The sequence below is a fragment of the Clostridium sp. TJA038 genome, from assembly GCF_058310255.1.
On the sequence record NZ_JBZEFA010000001.1, the window covers coordinates 526448 to 540869 of the forward strand.

The following is a 14422-nucleotide window of genomic DNA, read 5'->3' on the forward strand; positions in this document are numbered from 1 at the left end:
ATTCTGAAATTTACATCTTTTGTAAAATGGTGCGAGGAGGATATAATGTCGACACTACTTAGTAAAACTAGAAGATTAAATAAGATTTTACAAAAATCAGGTACTGAAGCTATAGCTTTTGGAGATATATGCCAATTATTAAGTGAAGTTATGTCATGTAATGTATATTTAGTTGGAAGAAAAGGTGATATATTAGGATATTCCTTTTTTGAAAAATTTGAGTGTGACATAATGAAAGAAAAAGTTGTTGTTGATAGAAAATTCCCAGAAGACTACAATAATAAATTAATAAACATTCAAGATACAATTGCTAACATACCTAATAGGGGGATTTGTGTTTTTGAGGGAGTAGGAGATTGTATTATTTCTAAGAAAATATCAACTATTGTTCCCGTTATTGGTAATGGAGAAAGGTTAGGTACTTTATTATTAGCAAGGTTTGGGGAAGAATTTAATGATGATGATTTAGTTTTAGCAGAATATAGTGCTACAATAGTTGGAATGGAGCTTTTAAGAGCTAGACAGGGAGAAATAGAAGAAGAAGCACGCAAAAAGGCAGTGGTTCAGCTAGCTATTGGTACCCTATCTTATTCAGAGTTAGAAGCTGTTGAACATATTTTTAGTGAGTTAAAGGGAGACGAAGGATTATTAGTTGCCTCTAAAATAGCTGATAAAGTTGGAATAACAAGGTCAGTTATAGTAAATGCCCTTAGAAAATTTGAAAGTGCAGGAGTTATTGAATCTAGAAGTCTTGGTATGAAAGGTACTCATATAAAAATTTTAAATGAAAAATTAATGGATGAACTTAAAAAGATAAAATAGTTTAAGGTTAAAGGGGGATTTTATGCCCTCTTATTTTTATAAAAAATATAAAAAGAGAAATAATATTTTTAAAAAGATTTTTTGAATTTTTTACATAACAAGAATTTTAATATGTAGTATTTATTATTTTAAAAAACTTTTAAAAATCTTGTTGATACTTTTAAAACCCTATGTTATACTATCAAAGGTAACAAATACACACATTATCGAATCTATAGGCTGGTGCTACTTATATAAGTGGTGCTTATAGTAAGGAAGATAGTGGAGGAAATAACCAATCTAGGAGGAAAAAATAATGTCAGTAATTTCAATGAAACAATTATTAGAAGCTGGTGTTCATTTCGGACATCAAACAAGAAGATGGAACCCTAAAATGGCTCCTTACATCTTTACAGAAAGAAACGGTATATACATAATCGATTTACAAAAAACTGTAAAGAAAGCTGAAGAAGCTTACAACTTTATAAGAGAAGTATCAGAAGCTGGTAAAGACGTAATATTCGTTGGAACTAAAAAACAAGCTCAAGAAGCTGTTAAAGAAGAAGCAGAAAGATCAAACATGTACTTCGTTAACCACAGATGGTTAGGAGGAATGTTAACTAACTTCTCAACTATAAAGACAAGAATAAACAGATTAAACAAATTAGATGAAATGGAACAAGACGGAACATTTGATGTTTTACCTAAGAAAGAAGTAATCAAGTTAAAACTTGAAAGAGAAAAATTACAAAGAAACTTAGGCGGAATCAAAGAATTAGATGCTTCAAACATAGGAGCTATGTTCGTTGTTGACCCAAGAAAAGAAAAAAATGCAATAGCAGAAGCTAAAATATTAGGAATCCCAGTAGTAGCTATAGTTGATACTAACTGTGACCCAGAAGAAGTTGACTACGTAATTCCAGGAAATGACGATGCTATAAGAGCAGTTAAATTAATAGCTGGTAAAATGGCAGACGCTATAATCGAAGGAAGACAAGGCGAGCAATTAGCAGAGTAATATTAAGATAAATACTGAAAAGGTAGATGAAGCTCTCTTATGCTTTGTTTACCTTTTAATTAAATAGTCAGGAGGAATTTCAATGATAACAGCTAAAGCAGTTAAAGAGTTAAGAGAAAGAACTGGCGCAGGAATGATGGATTGTAAAAAAGCGCTAACTGAAACTAATGGAGATATGGAAAAAGCAGTTGAAGTTTTAAGAGAAAAAGGATTAGCAGCTGCAGCTAAAAAAGCTGGAAGAGTAGCCGCTGAAGGTATAGTTAAAACTTACGTATCTGAAGATATGAAAAAAGGTTCAATAGTTGAAATCAACTGTGAAACTGATTTCGTTGCTTTAAACGAAGAATTTGTTGGATTTGCAGGAAGAGTAGCAGAATTAGTTGCTAACTCAAATGTAAATACTGTAGAAGAATTATTAGCAGAAAAATTAGACGGAGATAAAACTGTTCAAGAAGTTTTAACTGAGTTAATAGCTAAAATCGGTGAAAACATGAGCGTTAGAAGATTCGAAAGATTTGCTATAGAAAATGGAATAGTTCAAAGCTACATTCATGGTGGCGGAAGAATAGGTGTTATGGCTGAGTTAGCTTGTGATGCTCAATCACCAGTATTAGCTGAAGTTGCTAAAGATGTTTGTATGCAAATAGCTGCTGCAAACCCACTATTCTTATCAGAAGCTGATGTAGATCAAGAATCTTTAGAAAAAGAAAAAGAAATATACAGAGCTCAAGCTCTTAACGAAGGAAAACCAGAGCACATCGTTGATAAGATGGTAATGGGAAGAATCAAAAAATACTGTAAAGAAGTTTGTCTTTTAGATCAAGCTTGGGTAAAAGATGGCGACAAGTCAATCGCTAAATTATTAGAAGAAAAATCAAAAGAAGTAGGTTCTCCAATAACTATAACTAAGTTCGTAAGATTCGAAAGAGGAGAAGGAATCGAAAAGAAAGAAGAAAACTTCGCTGAAGAAGTAGCTAAAATGGGCGGAAAATAATAACATAAGAGAACACATTGTGTTCTCTTTTTTTAGAATATAGATATAAAATTAAAAATTTCAGCGTTTTGGAGGTTTAAGATGGGAACTTGTAAATACAAAAGAGTTATGCTTAAGTTATCAGGTGAAGCTTTAGCAGGTGAAAATGGTTTTGGGATAGATTTTAATATAGCAATGGACATAGCAAAAGCAGTAAAAGAACTTGTTGATATGGGCATAGAAGTAGGAGCTGTTGTAGGTGGCGGAAACATATGGAGAGGCAGAAGTGGAGAAGGTATGGATAGAACAACTGCTGACTATATGGGGATGTTAGCAACTTCTATAAATGCTTTAGCACTTCAAGATTCTTTAGAATCTTTAGGAGTAGACACTAGAGTACAAACAGCTATAGAAATGAAAGAAATTGCAGAACCTTATATAAGAAGAAGAGCTATGAGACACCTAGAAAAAGGTAGAGTAGTAATATTTGGAGCAGGAACAGGAAACCCTTATTTTTCAACTGATACAGCAGCAGCTTTAAGAGCCGCTGAAATAGAAGCTAATGTAATTTTATTAGCTAAAAAGGTTGATGGAGTTTATGATAAAGATCCACATAAATATGATGATGCTAAAAAATATGACAAATTATCATATATAGAAGTACTTGAACAAGGTTTACAAGTAATGGATTCAACAGCAACATCACTTTGTATGGACAATGATATCCCTATATTAGTATTTGCTTTAGATAATCCTGAGAACATCAAAAAGGTTGTTTTAGGAGAAAATATAGGAACAATAGTAAGTAGCAAAAAATAAGGAGGAGTTTTAAATGATTAAGGACGTTATAAAAAAATCAGAAGAAAAAATGAATAAAACTATAAATTCATTAAATTCAGAATTAGCTACAATGAAAGCTGGAAGAGCAAACCCAACTATGTTAGATAGAATTCAAGTTGAGTATTATGGAAGTATGTGTCCTTTAAATCAAGTAGCTAATGTTTCATCACCAGAACCAAGATTATTAGTTATAACACCTTGGGAAAAACCAATGCTTAAGGAAATAGAAAAGGCTATCTTAAAATCAGATTTAGGAATAAATCCAAACAATGATGGTACTATAATAAGACTTTTAGTTCCAGAATTAACTGAAGAAACTAGAAAAAATTTAGTTAAGAATGTGAAAAAAGTTGGAGAGCAAGCTAAAGTTGCTATAAGATCTATAAGAAAAGATGCAAATGATAAAGTTAAGAATTTCAAAAAAGAAGGAACTATAACTGAAGATGAAATGAAAAAGGGTGAAGATGACATCCAAAAAGTAACTGATAAATTTGTTAAAGAAATAGATAATATAGTTGCAGCTAAAGAAAAAGAGATTATGTCAATTTAATTTAAAAAACCTGCTCTTTAGCAGGTTTTTTATTTTATAATTAAATTATAAGGAGGAAGCTCTATGTTAGAGATTTTTGGGAAAAAATCAAATGAAACTTTAGAAGAAATAACTTTAGATAAAGAAAACATGCCAAAACATATTGCTATAATAATGGATGGTAATGGAAGATGGGCAAAAAAAAGAGGTCTTCCAAGAACTATGGGTCATAGAGCAGGAGTTAAAACTATAAAGAGCATAGTAAAAGAGTGTGAAATATTAGGGGTTAAGTACTTAACTTTATATGCTTTTTCTACTGAAAATTGGAAAAGACCAGAAGAAGAAGTAAATGCTCTTATGAAATTAGCAATTGAATTTATTAAGGAAGAAATTCATGAACTTGATAAAAATAAAGTAAAAGTTCAAACTATAGGAGATATTTCAAAATTTCCAGAGGAGCCTAGACAAGCTATTGCATGGGCTAAGGATAAGACTAAAGATAATGATGGCGTAATATTAACTTTAGCTTTAAATTATGGCGGAAGAGATGAAATATTAAGAGGAGTAAAAAATATAGTAGAAGATGTAAAAATGGGAAAGATAAAGGTAGAGGATATTAATGAATCTACTTTTGAAGACTATTTATACACAAAAGGAATGCCAGATCCAGATCTTATAATAAGACCAAGTGGAGAACAAAGACTTAGCAACTTTTTATTATGGCAATGTGCTTACTCTGAATTTTGGTATTCAACAATAAATTGGCCAGATTTTAAAGGTGAAGATTTAAGAAGAGCCATTTTTGATTATCAAAATAGAGATAGAAGATTTGGTGGAATTAAATAAAAATAGAGGTGATTTTGTGAAATCTAATAGTAGATATTTAGGGGCACTTATAATGGCACCCTTTATTATATTTATATTTTTAGGTGGAATTTGGCTTAAGATTCTTACAATAGCCCTTTCTTTTGCAGGACTTTATGAATATTATAAAACTGTGAAGGTAGCTAAGTTAAAGCCTATTTCCATAGCGGGATATATTTTACTTATTTTATATTATTTAACAGGTAATAATTTTGAAGTTTTATCATTTTTGATAATAATAGGAAGTTTCCTTTTACTTTGTGTTCCTATATTAGATATTAAATATACATTTATAGATGTAGCTGTTACAATATTAGGATTTATATATGTAGGCGTTTTCTTTAGCTTCATATACTTAGTAAATTCAAAAACAGGAGGACAATATTTAGTTTGGCTTATATTCTTAGCTTCTTGGCTTTGTGATACAGCAGCTTATTATGCAGGAAGATTCTTTGGTAAACATAAGTTATGTCCAAAGGTTAGTCCTAAGAAAACTATTGAAGGTTCTATAGGTGGAGTTTTAGGAAGTACTTTAGCATGTGGAATATTTGGAATATTAATATCTCACAACATACCATCAATACCGATATATCATTATTTTATAATAGGTATATTATGTGGAGTTTTCTGCCAATTTGGTGATTTAGTAGCTTCATCTATAAAAAGATATGCTGGAATAAAAGATTATAGTAATTTAATACCAGGACATGGAGGAATATTAGATAGATTTGATAGTATTTTATTTGCTGGTACTGTAGTATTTTTCTATTTAACTCTTGTTTTAAAACTTTAATGCTTTAGATTTTCTAAAGCATTTTTTTTATTTAAAAGAATATTAAAAGATAAATTGAGTATATTTATTATGTGTAAGCAATAAATATAATAACTTTTTTAAAAATAAAAACATAATAAATGTATATTATTGTATTTAAGTATATAATGATATAAAATAATAGAATAGACTAAGTAGATTATTTTAGTCTATTATGTTTTAATGAAAACTTAGGAGGAAAAAGTTATGAAGAAAATATCTATACTAGGGGTAACTGGTTCTATAGGAACACAGACTTTAGATGTATTAAGATTTCATAAAGATGCTTTCAAATTAGTTGGTATAACAGCTAATAGAAATATAAAATTAACCTTAGACATAATAAAGGAGTTTTCACCTAAATGTGTTGCTATAAATCACAAAGAATCTTATGAAAAGCTTGTGAATTTAGTAAAAGAAGAAGGGTTAAACTGTGAAGTAATATACGGTATGGAAGGGTTAATAAAGGTAGCTACTTTAGATGAAGTTGACATAGTAGTTACTTCAGTTGTTGGAATGATTGGTTTAAGACCTACCGTTGAGGCTATTAGAAAGAAAAAAGATATAGCTTTAGCAAACAAGGAAACTTTAGTGGTAGCTGGTGAACTTGTAATGAGAGAAGCTAAGGAAAATGGTGTTAAAATTCTTCCTGTAGACTCTGAGCATAGTGCTATATTCCAATCACTACAAGGAAACTATCATAATAAAATTGATAAGATATTATTAACTGCATCAGGAGGACCTTTTAGGGGATTTAGAATAGATGATTTAAAATTAGTAACTCCAGAAAAGGCTCTTAAACATCCAAAGTGGAATATGGGACAGAAAATATCAATAGATTCTTCAACATTAATGAACAAGGGCTTAGAAGTTATAGAAGCTCATTGGCTATTTAATTGTTCTTATGAGAACATAGAAGTTGTAGTACATCCTCAATCAATAATTCACTCTATGGTACAATATACTGATGGCGCTATTATAGCTCAATTAGGAGTACCTGATATGAAATTACCAATTCAGTATGCCTTAAATTATCCAAATAGAGGAGAAAATATTAGTGAGAAATTAGATTTATTTAAAATTAGAGAATTAACCTTTGAAAAGCCAGATTTAAACACATTTAAATGCTTAAAATTAGCTTATGAAGCAGGAATAAAAGGAAAACTTATGCCTACTATTTTAAATGGTGCAAATGAAGTTTGCGTTGAGTTATTCTTAAATAAAAAAATAAGTTATTTACAAATACCAGAGATAATAAAAGAGTGTATGAATATTTTTGATTACAACAAAGAGGTAACTCTTGATAATGTAATAAATTTAGATAAAGAAGTTAGACAGTATATATGTGAAAAGTATAATTAGGAGGTAAAAGGGTGTATATAATTTTTGCTTTAATAGCTTTTAGTGTTTTAATCGTAGTTCATGAACTTGGGCATTTTATTGTTGCTAAATTAAATGGTATTTATGTTGAGGAATTTGCAATTGGAATGGGTCCAAAGCTTTTTGGGGTGAAGATTGGAGAGACAGAATATAATTTAAGAATACTTCCTTTTGGTGGCTTTGTTAGAATGCTTGGAGAGGAAGAAGAAAGCAACGATTCAAGAAGCTTAAGTAATAAAACTCCAATTCAAAGAATCCTTGTTATGGGGGCTGGAGCTTTTATGAACTATTTATTAGCCCTTTTGATTTTTATTGGCTTAACTATGAATACTGGTTTTGCAGAGAATAAGGTTGAAAAAGTTTTACCAAATTCTCCAGCACAGGAAGTAGGAATAGAAAAGGGGGATAAATTCCTAAAAATAGATGGCCATAGAATTTATACTACAGAAGATTTTAAAATGGGATTAGTTCTAGCAAAGGGAAATCCAGTTGATTTAGAGATAAAAAGAGGAAATGAGGTTATTTCAAAAACCGTAAAGCCTATTGTAAATGAAAATGGAATGTATCAAGTGGGAATAAATTATGATTTTGTAGAAAAACCTACTTTACTTCAAGGAGTAAAAGAAGGTTTTAATAAAACAAGAAGTCTTATATCTCAGTCATTTATTGCTTTAAAGAGCATAGTTATGGGAAAAGCAAATTTAAAAACAGATGTAGGTGGTCCTGTTACAATAATTAAAATGTCAGGTCAAGCTGCAAAAGCAGGTATAAGTAATCTTTTATGGTTTATGGCATTTTTAAGTGTTCAATTAGCTGTATTTAACCTTTTACCATTCCCAGCTTTAGATGGAGGAAGAATTTTCATAGAGATTATTCAGATGATAATTAGAAAAGAAATTCCATCTAAATATGTTGAAGCTTTAAATACCTTAGGCTTTATGCTTCTTATGGGACTTATGGTGTTGGTTACTATAAAAGATATAATATTCCCGATACTATAAAGTTTGGAGGACTTAGTTGTGAAGAGAAAAGAAACTAGAAAGGTTAAAGTTGGAAATATATATGTTGGAGGAGATTTTAGAGTTTCTGTCCAATCTATGACAAATACAGATACAAAGGATGTAGAGGCTACTGTAGAACAAATAAAAAAGCTACAAGAAGCAGGGTGTGATATAGTTAGATGTGCAGTTTTAGATATGGAGGCAGCTTCTGCTATAAAAGAGATTGTAGAAAAAATAAGCATTCCTTTAGTTGCAGATATTCATTTTGACTATAGATTAGCTCTAAAGGCTATAGAAAATGGAGTTTCTGCAATAAGAATAAATCCAGGAAATATTGGTTCAAGGGAAAAGGTAGAAGCGGTAGTGAAAGCTTGTAAAGAAAAAAATATTCCAATAAGAATTGGAGTAAACTCAGGTTCGCTTTCAAAAGAACTTTTAACTAAATATGGTAAACCTACCCCAGAAGCACTAGTTGAAAGTGCTTTAGAACATGTTAAAATATTAGAAGAATTAGATTTTCACGATATAGTAATTTCTATGAAATCTTCAAATGTTGAAACTATGATAGAAAGTTATAGAATAGCTTCTAAAAAGACAAATTATCCTCTTCATTTAGGTGTTACAGAAGCAGGTACACCTTGGAGAGGAACAATAAAATCAGCTATAGGTATAGGAACTTTACTTTCAGAAGGTATTGGTGATACAATAAGAGTTTCTTTAACAGGTGACCCTGTTGAAGAAATAAAGGTTGGAAAAGAAATTCTTAAGAATTTTGGATATGTAAAAGATGGAATAGAATTTATTTCATGTCCAACTTGTGGAAGAACCCAAATAGATTTAATAAATATAGCTAAAGAAGTTGAAGAAAGATTAAAAGATTGCAAAAAAAATATTAAAGTTGCAGTTATGGGTTGTGTTGTAAATGGCCCTGGAGAAGCAAGAGAAGCTGATATTGGTATAGCTGGAGGTAAGGGAGAAGGTCTTATCTTTAGAAAAGGAGAAATAATTAAAAAAGTAAAAGAAGAGGATTTAGTTGAGGAACTTATAAAAATAATAGAAACAATTTAAGCTTAAAGGAGGGATTAATATCCCTTCTTTATGTTGTATAGGGATAATTTAAAATAAAATTCAAAGGAGGCTTAGATTTTGAGTAATGAGTTTGTTAAAAAGATTAACAGGTCAATAAAATCAGATGAAAATCTTAATGATTTAGAATTTGAAATAACTAAGTTTCAATTGGTTAAAAAAAGCAATATTCTTAGAGCTTTAATAAAAAGTAAAGAAAAGTTAAGCGAAGAGCAAAAAAATATAATTAAGAAATATATAAAAAAAGCTATAGGTTTTGAAGTTAATGTAGAAATTATGCATTATATAGATATTTCAGATATAAGTTTAAAAGAAGTAGGAGAAAAACATTGGAATCATGTCTGTGAAAAAATCATAGAAAAACATCCTGTTTTAAAAGAGTTTTTAATTAATTCTCCTAGGGAAATTAAAGAAGAAAAAATAACCATAAAAAGTGGTTCTAAATTTTTATGTAATTATGTTGCTAAAAAGAGTTTAGATAGAGAAATTAAAGGATACATAAAATCATTTTTTGGAATTAACTCTCTTGTAGAGTTTAATTATGATGAAAGTTTAGAAGATAAAAATTATAATGAAGCTAAATTAAATGAAAATAAAGAAATAGCTAAAAAACTTATAGAAAGCATAAAATCACAAGAGCTAAAAGAAAAATCTTCAAAAAGAGAAGGCGGAGAAAATAAAAATAAAACAGCAAGTTCTAACAAAGGAACTTATGAAAAGAAATATTATAAAGATGAACCTAAGGATGAAAATACTATACTTGGAAGAAGTATTCAAGGGGAAAGTGTAGATATAAGTAGTATAGATATGGGTTCTGGTATTGTTACTGTTTCAGGAGATGTGTTTAAAACTGATATTTTTGAAACTAAAACAGGAAGAATAATACTTACATTTTTTATAACAGATTATACAAGTTCTATATCTGTTAAGTGTTTTTTAAGAGATAAAGATAAAGAACATGTTTTAGAAAATGTTAAAAAAGGTCTTTATTGCAAAGTTAGAGGGGAAGCTACTATGGATCCATATGCTAAGGAAGTTGTAATAATGGCTAGAGATATAAATAAATTGAAAAAGATAGAGCGTACTGATAATGCAAAAGAAAAGAGAGTTGAGCTTCATATGCATACAACTATGAGTTCTATGGATGCTGTAACTTCTGCAAGTAAAATTGTTGAAAGGGCAGCAAAGTTTGGCCATAAGGCTGTGGCAATAACAGACCATGGGGTTGTTCAAGCTTTTCCTGATGCTCAAATAGCAGCTAAAAAAAATAATATAAAGGTTATTTATGGAGTTGAAGGATATTTAGCAGATAATGGAACACCAATAGTTATTAATAGTAACAATGAATCCTTTGATGATGAGTATGTGGTATTTGACATAGAAACAACAGGCTTTTCAAGCAAAAATGATAAGATTATAGAAATTGGTGCCGTTAAATTAAAAAATGGAGAAATAATAGATTCTTTTAGTACATTTGTAGACCCTAAGGTAAATATTCCGTATAAAATTACCGAGCTTACAAGTATTACTCAAAATATGGTAAATGGTCAGCCTAGTATAGAGGAAGTATTGCCTAAGTTTATGGACTTTGTAGGTGATTCTGTATTAGTAGCACATAACGCTTCTTTTGATGTAGGATTTATAAAAAAGAATTTAAAAGACATGGGAAAAGACTTGAAAAATCCTGTAATGGATACAGTTCCTTTAGCTAGGTATCTTTATCCAGATTTAAAAAAGGTAAAATTAAATTTAGTTGCTAAGCATTTAGGCATAAGCCTTGAAAATCATCATAGAGCTGTAGATGATGCTAAGGCAACAGCGGAAATACTAAAATTTTCTTTTAAGAAAATGAAAGAAGAAATGGATATTCATGATGTTAAAACATTAAATGAAAAGTATTTATCAAATATAGATGTGAAAAAGTTACCTCTACATCACATAATAATATTAGCTAAAAATCAAGTGGGAATTAAAAATTTATATAAACTGGTATCAATGGCTCATTTAGATTATTTTGCAAGAAGACCAAGACTTCCAAAGAGTTTAATTTCTCAATATAGAGAAGGGCTTATAATTGGTTCTGCCTGTGAAGCAGGTCAATTGTATAAAGCAGTTTTAGAGGGCAAAAGTGAAGGAGAACTTAAGGAAATTGCATCCTTTTATGATTACTTTGAGATTCAACCTATAGAAAATAATGAATTTCTTATAAGAAAAGGTAATGTAAAAGATGAAGAAGAACTTAAAGATTTAAATAAAAAGATATATGATTTAGGAAAAGAAATGGATAGACCAGTAGTTGCAACCTGTGATTGTCATTTTCTAGACCCTAATGATGAGGTTTTTAGAAGAATAATAATGGCTGGTCAAGGTTATGGAGATGCAGATAATCAACCACCTTTATATTTTAGAACAACAGATGAAATGCTTAAGGAATTTGAATATTTAGGAAAAGAGGCTTGTGAAGAGGTTGTAATAGAAAATACTCAAAAAATTGCTGATATGGTTGAGGTTGTAAAACCTATACCAGATGAGACATTTCCACCTAAAATAGAAGGTGCTGAAGAAGAAATAAGAAATATGACTATGAATAAGGTTCATAGTATATATGGAGAAAATCTTCCAGAGGTTGTTCAAAAAAGATTAGATAAAGAACTTAATTCTATAATAAATAATGGATATGCTGTTTTATATCTTATAGCACAAAAATTAGTTGCTAAATCTTTAGAAGATGGATATCTAGTTGGTTCAAGAGGCTCCGTTGGTTCTTCTTTTGTAGCAACAATGTCAGATATAACAGAGGTTAATGGGTTGCCACCTCATTACGTATGTCCAAATTGTAAAAAATCAGAGTTTTTCTTAGATGGTTCTATAAGTTCAGGAGCTGACTTACCAGATAAAAATTGTCCTGATTGTGGAGCTAAATATATAAAGGATGGTCATGATATACCTTTTGAAACATTCTTAGGATTTGAAGGAGATAAAGAACCTGATATTGACCTTAATTTCTCAGGAGAATATCAAGCGGTTGTTCATAAATACACAGAAGTTCTTTTTGGAAAGGGATATGTATTTAAAGCTGGTACTATAGGTACTGTAGCTGAAAAAACAGCATATGGATTTGTTAAAAAATATCTTCAAGAAAGAGATATAGTTGTTTCACAAGCAGAAATTGAAAGGCTTACAATTGGATGTACTGGAATAAAGAGAACAAGTGGGCAACATCCTGGTGGAATTATGGTTGTTCCAAATGATAATGAAATATATAATTTCTGTCCAATACAACATCCTGCTGATGATGTAAATACAGATATTATAACAACTCATTTTGATTATCATTCAATAAGTGGTAGACTTTTAAAACTTGATATACTAGGACACGACGACCCAACTGTTCTTAGAATGCTTCAAGATTTAACTAATTTAGACCCTAAGACTATACCTTTAAATGATAAAAAGGTTATAAGTTTATTTACATCACCAGAGGCTTTAGGAGTAACTAAGGAAGAATTAGGATGTGAAGTTGGGAGCTATGGACTTCCTGAGTTTGGAACAAAGTTTGTAAGACAAATGCTAGTTGATACACAACCTAAAAGTTTTGCTGACCTTGTTAGAATTTCTGGACTTTCTCATGGTACTGATGTTTGGCTTAATAATGCTCAATATTTTATTAAGGAAGGATACACTACATTAAAGGATTGTATAGCAACAAGAGATGATATTATGGTTTATCTTATGTATAAGGACCTTCCACCTAAAAAAGCTTTTACTATAATGGAAAAGGTAAGAAAGGGTAAAGGACTTAGTGAAGAAGATGAAGCTTTAATGAGAGAAAAAAATGTGCCAGATTGGTATATTGAATCTTGTAAGAGAATAAAATATATGTTTCCAAAGGGCCATGCAGTTGCTTATGTTATGATGGCAGTTAGAATAGCTTATTATAAAGTTTATTACCCAGAAGCTTACTACACAACATATTTTACAGTAAGAGCAGACGATTTTGATGCTGATTTAATATGTAAAGGTGAAGAAGCTATAAAGGCAAAGATGGAGGAATTAAATTCTTTAGGAAACAATATATCTGTAAAAGAAAAAGGACTTTTAACGATTTTAGAAATATCTTATGAGATGTATAAAAGAGGCTTAAACTTCTTAAAAGTTGATTTATATAAATCAGAAGCAACAAAATTTAAAATCGAAAAAGATGGAATAAGACCTCCTTTAAATGCTCTTCAAGGTGTTGGAGATAATGCAGCAAAGAGTATAGTTGAATGTAGAGAAAATGGAGAATTTATTTCAAAGGAAGATTTAAGACTTAGGTCTAAGGTTTCAAAGACAGTAATAGAGACTTTAGATAATCATGGATGTTTAAATGGAATGCAAGAGAGTAATCAACTTAGTCTATTTGGCTAAATTTAAAAATTTCTTGTAATATAAAATATACTATGTTACTATATAAGTAGAAGTTTTTTACTAATAGTTTAAGGTAAAGGAGTGGGACAGAAAAGCCCGCTCTTTCTATTTGTAACGCAACTTAGAATAAAGTTGCGTTTTTGCATACCTATTATTATATAAATTAATAGGTATTTACTTTATTGGATACAATAAAAATAAGATTTAAAACTTAATAAGGGAGGGAAGTATAATGAAAAAAGAACAACTTGTAGCTGATCTTGAAGCACTTTGTGCTCCTATAGTTAAAGAAAAAGGATATGATTTATATCATATTGAGTATGTAAAAGAAAATAATGAATATTATTTAAGATTATATATAGAAAAGCCAGAAGATAGAATCTCTTTAAGAGATTGTGAAATTGTAAGTAGAGCATTAAGTGATATGCTTGATATAGAAGATCCTATAAAAGATGCTTACTTCTTAGAAGTTTCATCACCAGGATTAAATAGAAGATTACATAGTGATGAGCATTTTAATAGATTTATAGGAAAAGAAGTATTTGTTGGATTTAAGAGTTCTTTAAGTGGAAGAAAAAATGTAAAAGGAATTCTTAAGGCAGTAAATGATGATGAAATAGTAGTTGAATGTGAAGGGAATGAAGTAAAAGTTCCTAAAGATAAAATTAAAACAGCGAACCTTGAAGGGGAGATATAATTTTAAGGAGGG

General features: G+C 30.0%; 12 protein-coding genes. All 12 read left to right on the forward strand.

The features are described 5' to 3' along the window. The first annotated feature begins 45 nt into the window (after positions 1–45). The 12 genes from codY to rimP all read left to right on the forward strand — a co-directional run bounded on the left by codY (position 46) and on the right by rimP (position 14410). A complete protein-coding gene (gene codY / locus AC4FQV_RS02535; protein ID WP_491139042.1) occupies positions 46–822 on the forward strand; it encodes a GTP-sensing pleiotropic transcriptional regulator CodY in 777 nt (258 codons plus the stop codon). Positions 823–1117: 295 nt separating this feature from the next. Beyond that, positions 1118–1819: a 30S ribosomal protein S2 gene (gene rpsB / locus AC4FQV_RS02540; protein WP_491139041.1), complete on the forward strand. Its 702-nt coding sequence runs from the start codon at positions 1118–1120 to the stop codon at positions 1817–1819. A gap of 82 nt (positions 1820–1901) precedes the next feature. Next, complete coding sequence (gene tsf / locus AC4FQV_RS02545) at positions 1902–2813, forward strand: translation elongation factor Ts (RefSeq protein ID WP_491139040.1); 912 nt, start codon at positions 1902–1904, stop codon at positions 2811–2813. An 81-nt stretch (positions 2814–2894) separates the two neighbouring features. Next, a complete protein-coding gene (gene pyrH, locus AC4FQV_RS02550; RefSeq protein ID WP_491164230.1) occupies positions 2895–3611 on the forward strand; it encodes a UMP kinase in 717 nt (238 codons plus the stop codon). A gap of 13 nt (positions 3612–3624) precedes the next feature. Further along, on the forward strand, positions 3625–4182 hold the full coding sequence (frr, locus tag AC4FQV_RS02555; protein WP_491139038.1) for a ribosome recycling factor: 558 nt from the start codon (positions 3625–3627) through the stop codon (positions 4180–4182). Between the two features lie 63 nt (positions 4183–4245). Continuing rightward, the gene (uppS, locus tag AC4FQV_RS02560) at positions 4246–5007 is read left to right on the forward strand and encodes an undecaprenyl pyrophosphate synthase (protein ID WP_491139037.1); all 762 of its coding nucleotides are present in this window, start codon (positions 4246–4248) and stop codon (positions 5005–5007) included. A gap of 16 nt (positions 5008–5023) precedes the next feature. Then, on the forward strand, positions 5024–5818 hold the full coding sequence (locus AC4FQV_RS02565) for a phosphatidate cytidylyltransferase (RefSeq protein ID WP_491164232.1): 795 nt from the start codon (positions 5024–5026) through the stop codon (positions 5816–5818). Positions 5819–6043: 225 nt separating this feature from the next. Then, positions 6044–7198: a 1-deoxy-D-xylulose-5-phosphate reductoisomerase gene (locus tag AC4FQV_RS02570; protein WP_491164234.1), complete on the forward strand. Its 1155-nt coding sequence runs from the start codon at positions 6044–6046 to the stop codon at positions 7196–7198. An 11-nt stretch (positions 7199–7209) separates the two neighbouring features. Continuing rightward, positions 7210–8217, forward strand: a complete 1008-nt coding sequence (rseP, locus tag AC4FQV_RS02575; protein ID WP_491164236.1) for an RIP metalloprotease RseP — start codon at positions 7210–7212, stop codon at positions 8215–8217. A gap of 18 nt (positions 8218–8235) precedes the next feature. After that, the gene (gene ispG, locus AC4FQV_RS02580; RefSeq protein WP_491164240.1) at positions 8236–9285 is read left to right on the forward strand and encodes a flavodoxin-dependent (E)-4-hydroxy-3-methylbut-2-enyl-diphosphate synthase; all 1050 of its coding nucleotides are present in this window, start codon (positions 8236–8238) and stop codon (positions 9283–9285) included. A gap of 78 nt (positions 9286–9363) precedes the next feature. Next, positions 9364–13713 (forward strand): PolC-type DNA polymerase III, encoded by a 4350-nt coding sequence (locus tag AC4FQV_RS02585; protein WP_491164242.1) that lies wholly within the window; start codon positions 9364–9366, stop codon positions 13711–13713. 232 nt (positions 13714–13945) lie between these two features. Beyond that, a complete protein-coding gene (gene rimP, locus AC4FQV_RS02590; RefSeq protein WP_491139031.1) occupies positions 13946–14410 on the forward strand; it encodes a ribosome maturation factor RimP in 465 nt (154 codons plus the stop codon). Positions 14411–14422 lie beyond the last annotated feature (12 nt).

Coding starts and splice junctions, on each gene's coding strand:
- codY (WP_491139042.1), top strand. CDS start 46: ATGTCGACACTACTTAGTAAAACTAGAAGATTAAATAAGATTTTACAA.
- rpsB (WP_491139041.1), top strand. CDS start 1,118: ATGTCAGTAATTTCAATGAAACAATTATTAGAAGCTGGTGTTCATTTC.
- tsf (WP_491139040.1), top strand. CDS start 1,902: ATGATAACAGCTAAAGCAGTTAAAGAGTTAAGAGAAAGAACTGGCGCA.
- pyrH (WP_491164230.1), top strand. CDS start 2,895: ATGGGAACTTGTAAATACAAAAGAGTTATGCTTAAGTTATCAGGTGAA.
- frr (WP_491139038.1), top strand. CDS start 3,625: ATGATTAAGGACGTTATAAAAAAATCAGAAGAAAAAATGAATAAAACT.
- uppS (WP_491139037.1), top strand. CDS start 4,246: ATGTTAGAGATTTTTGGGAAAAAATCAAATGAAACTTTAGAAGAAATA.
- AC4FQV_RS02570 (WP_491164234.1), top strand. CDS start 6,044: ATGAAGAAAATATCTATACTAGGGGTAACTGGTTCTATAGGAACACAG.
- rimP (WP_491139031.1), top strand. CDS start 13,946: ATGAAAAAAGAACAACTTGTAGCTGATCTTGAAGCACTTTGTGCTCCT.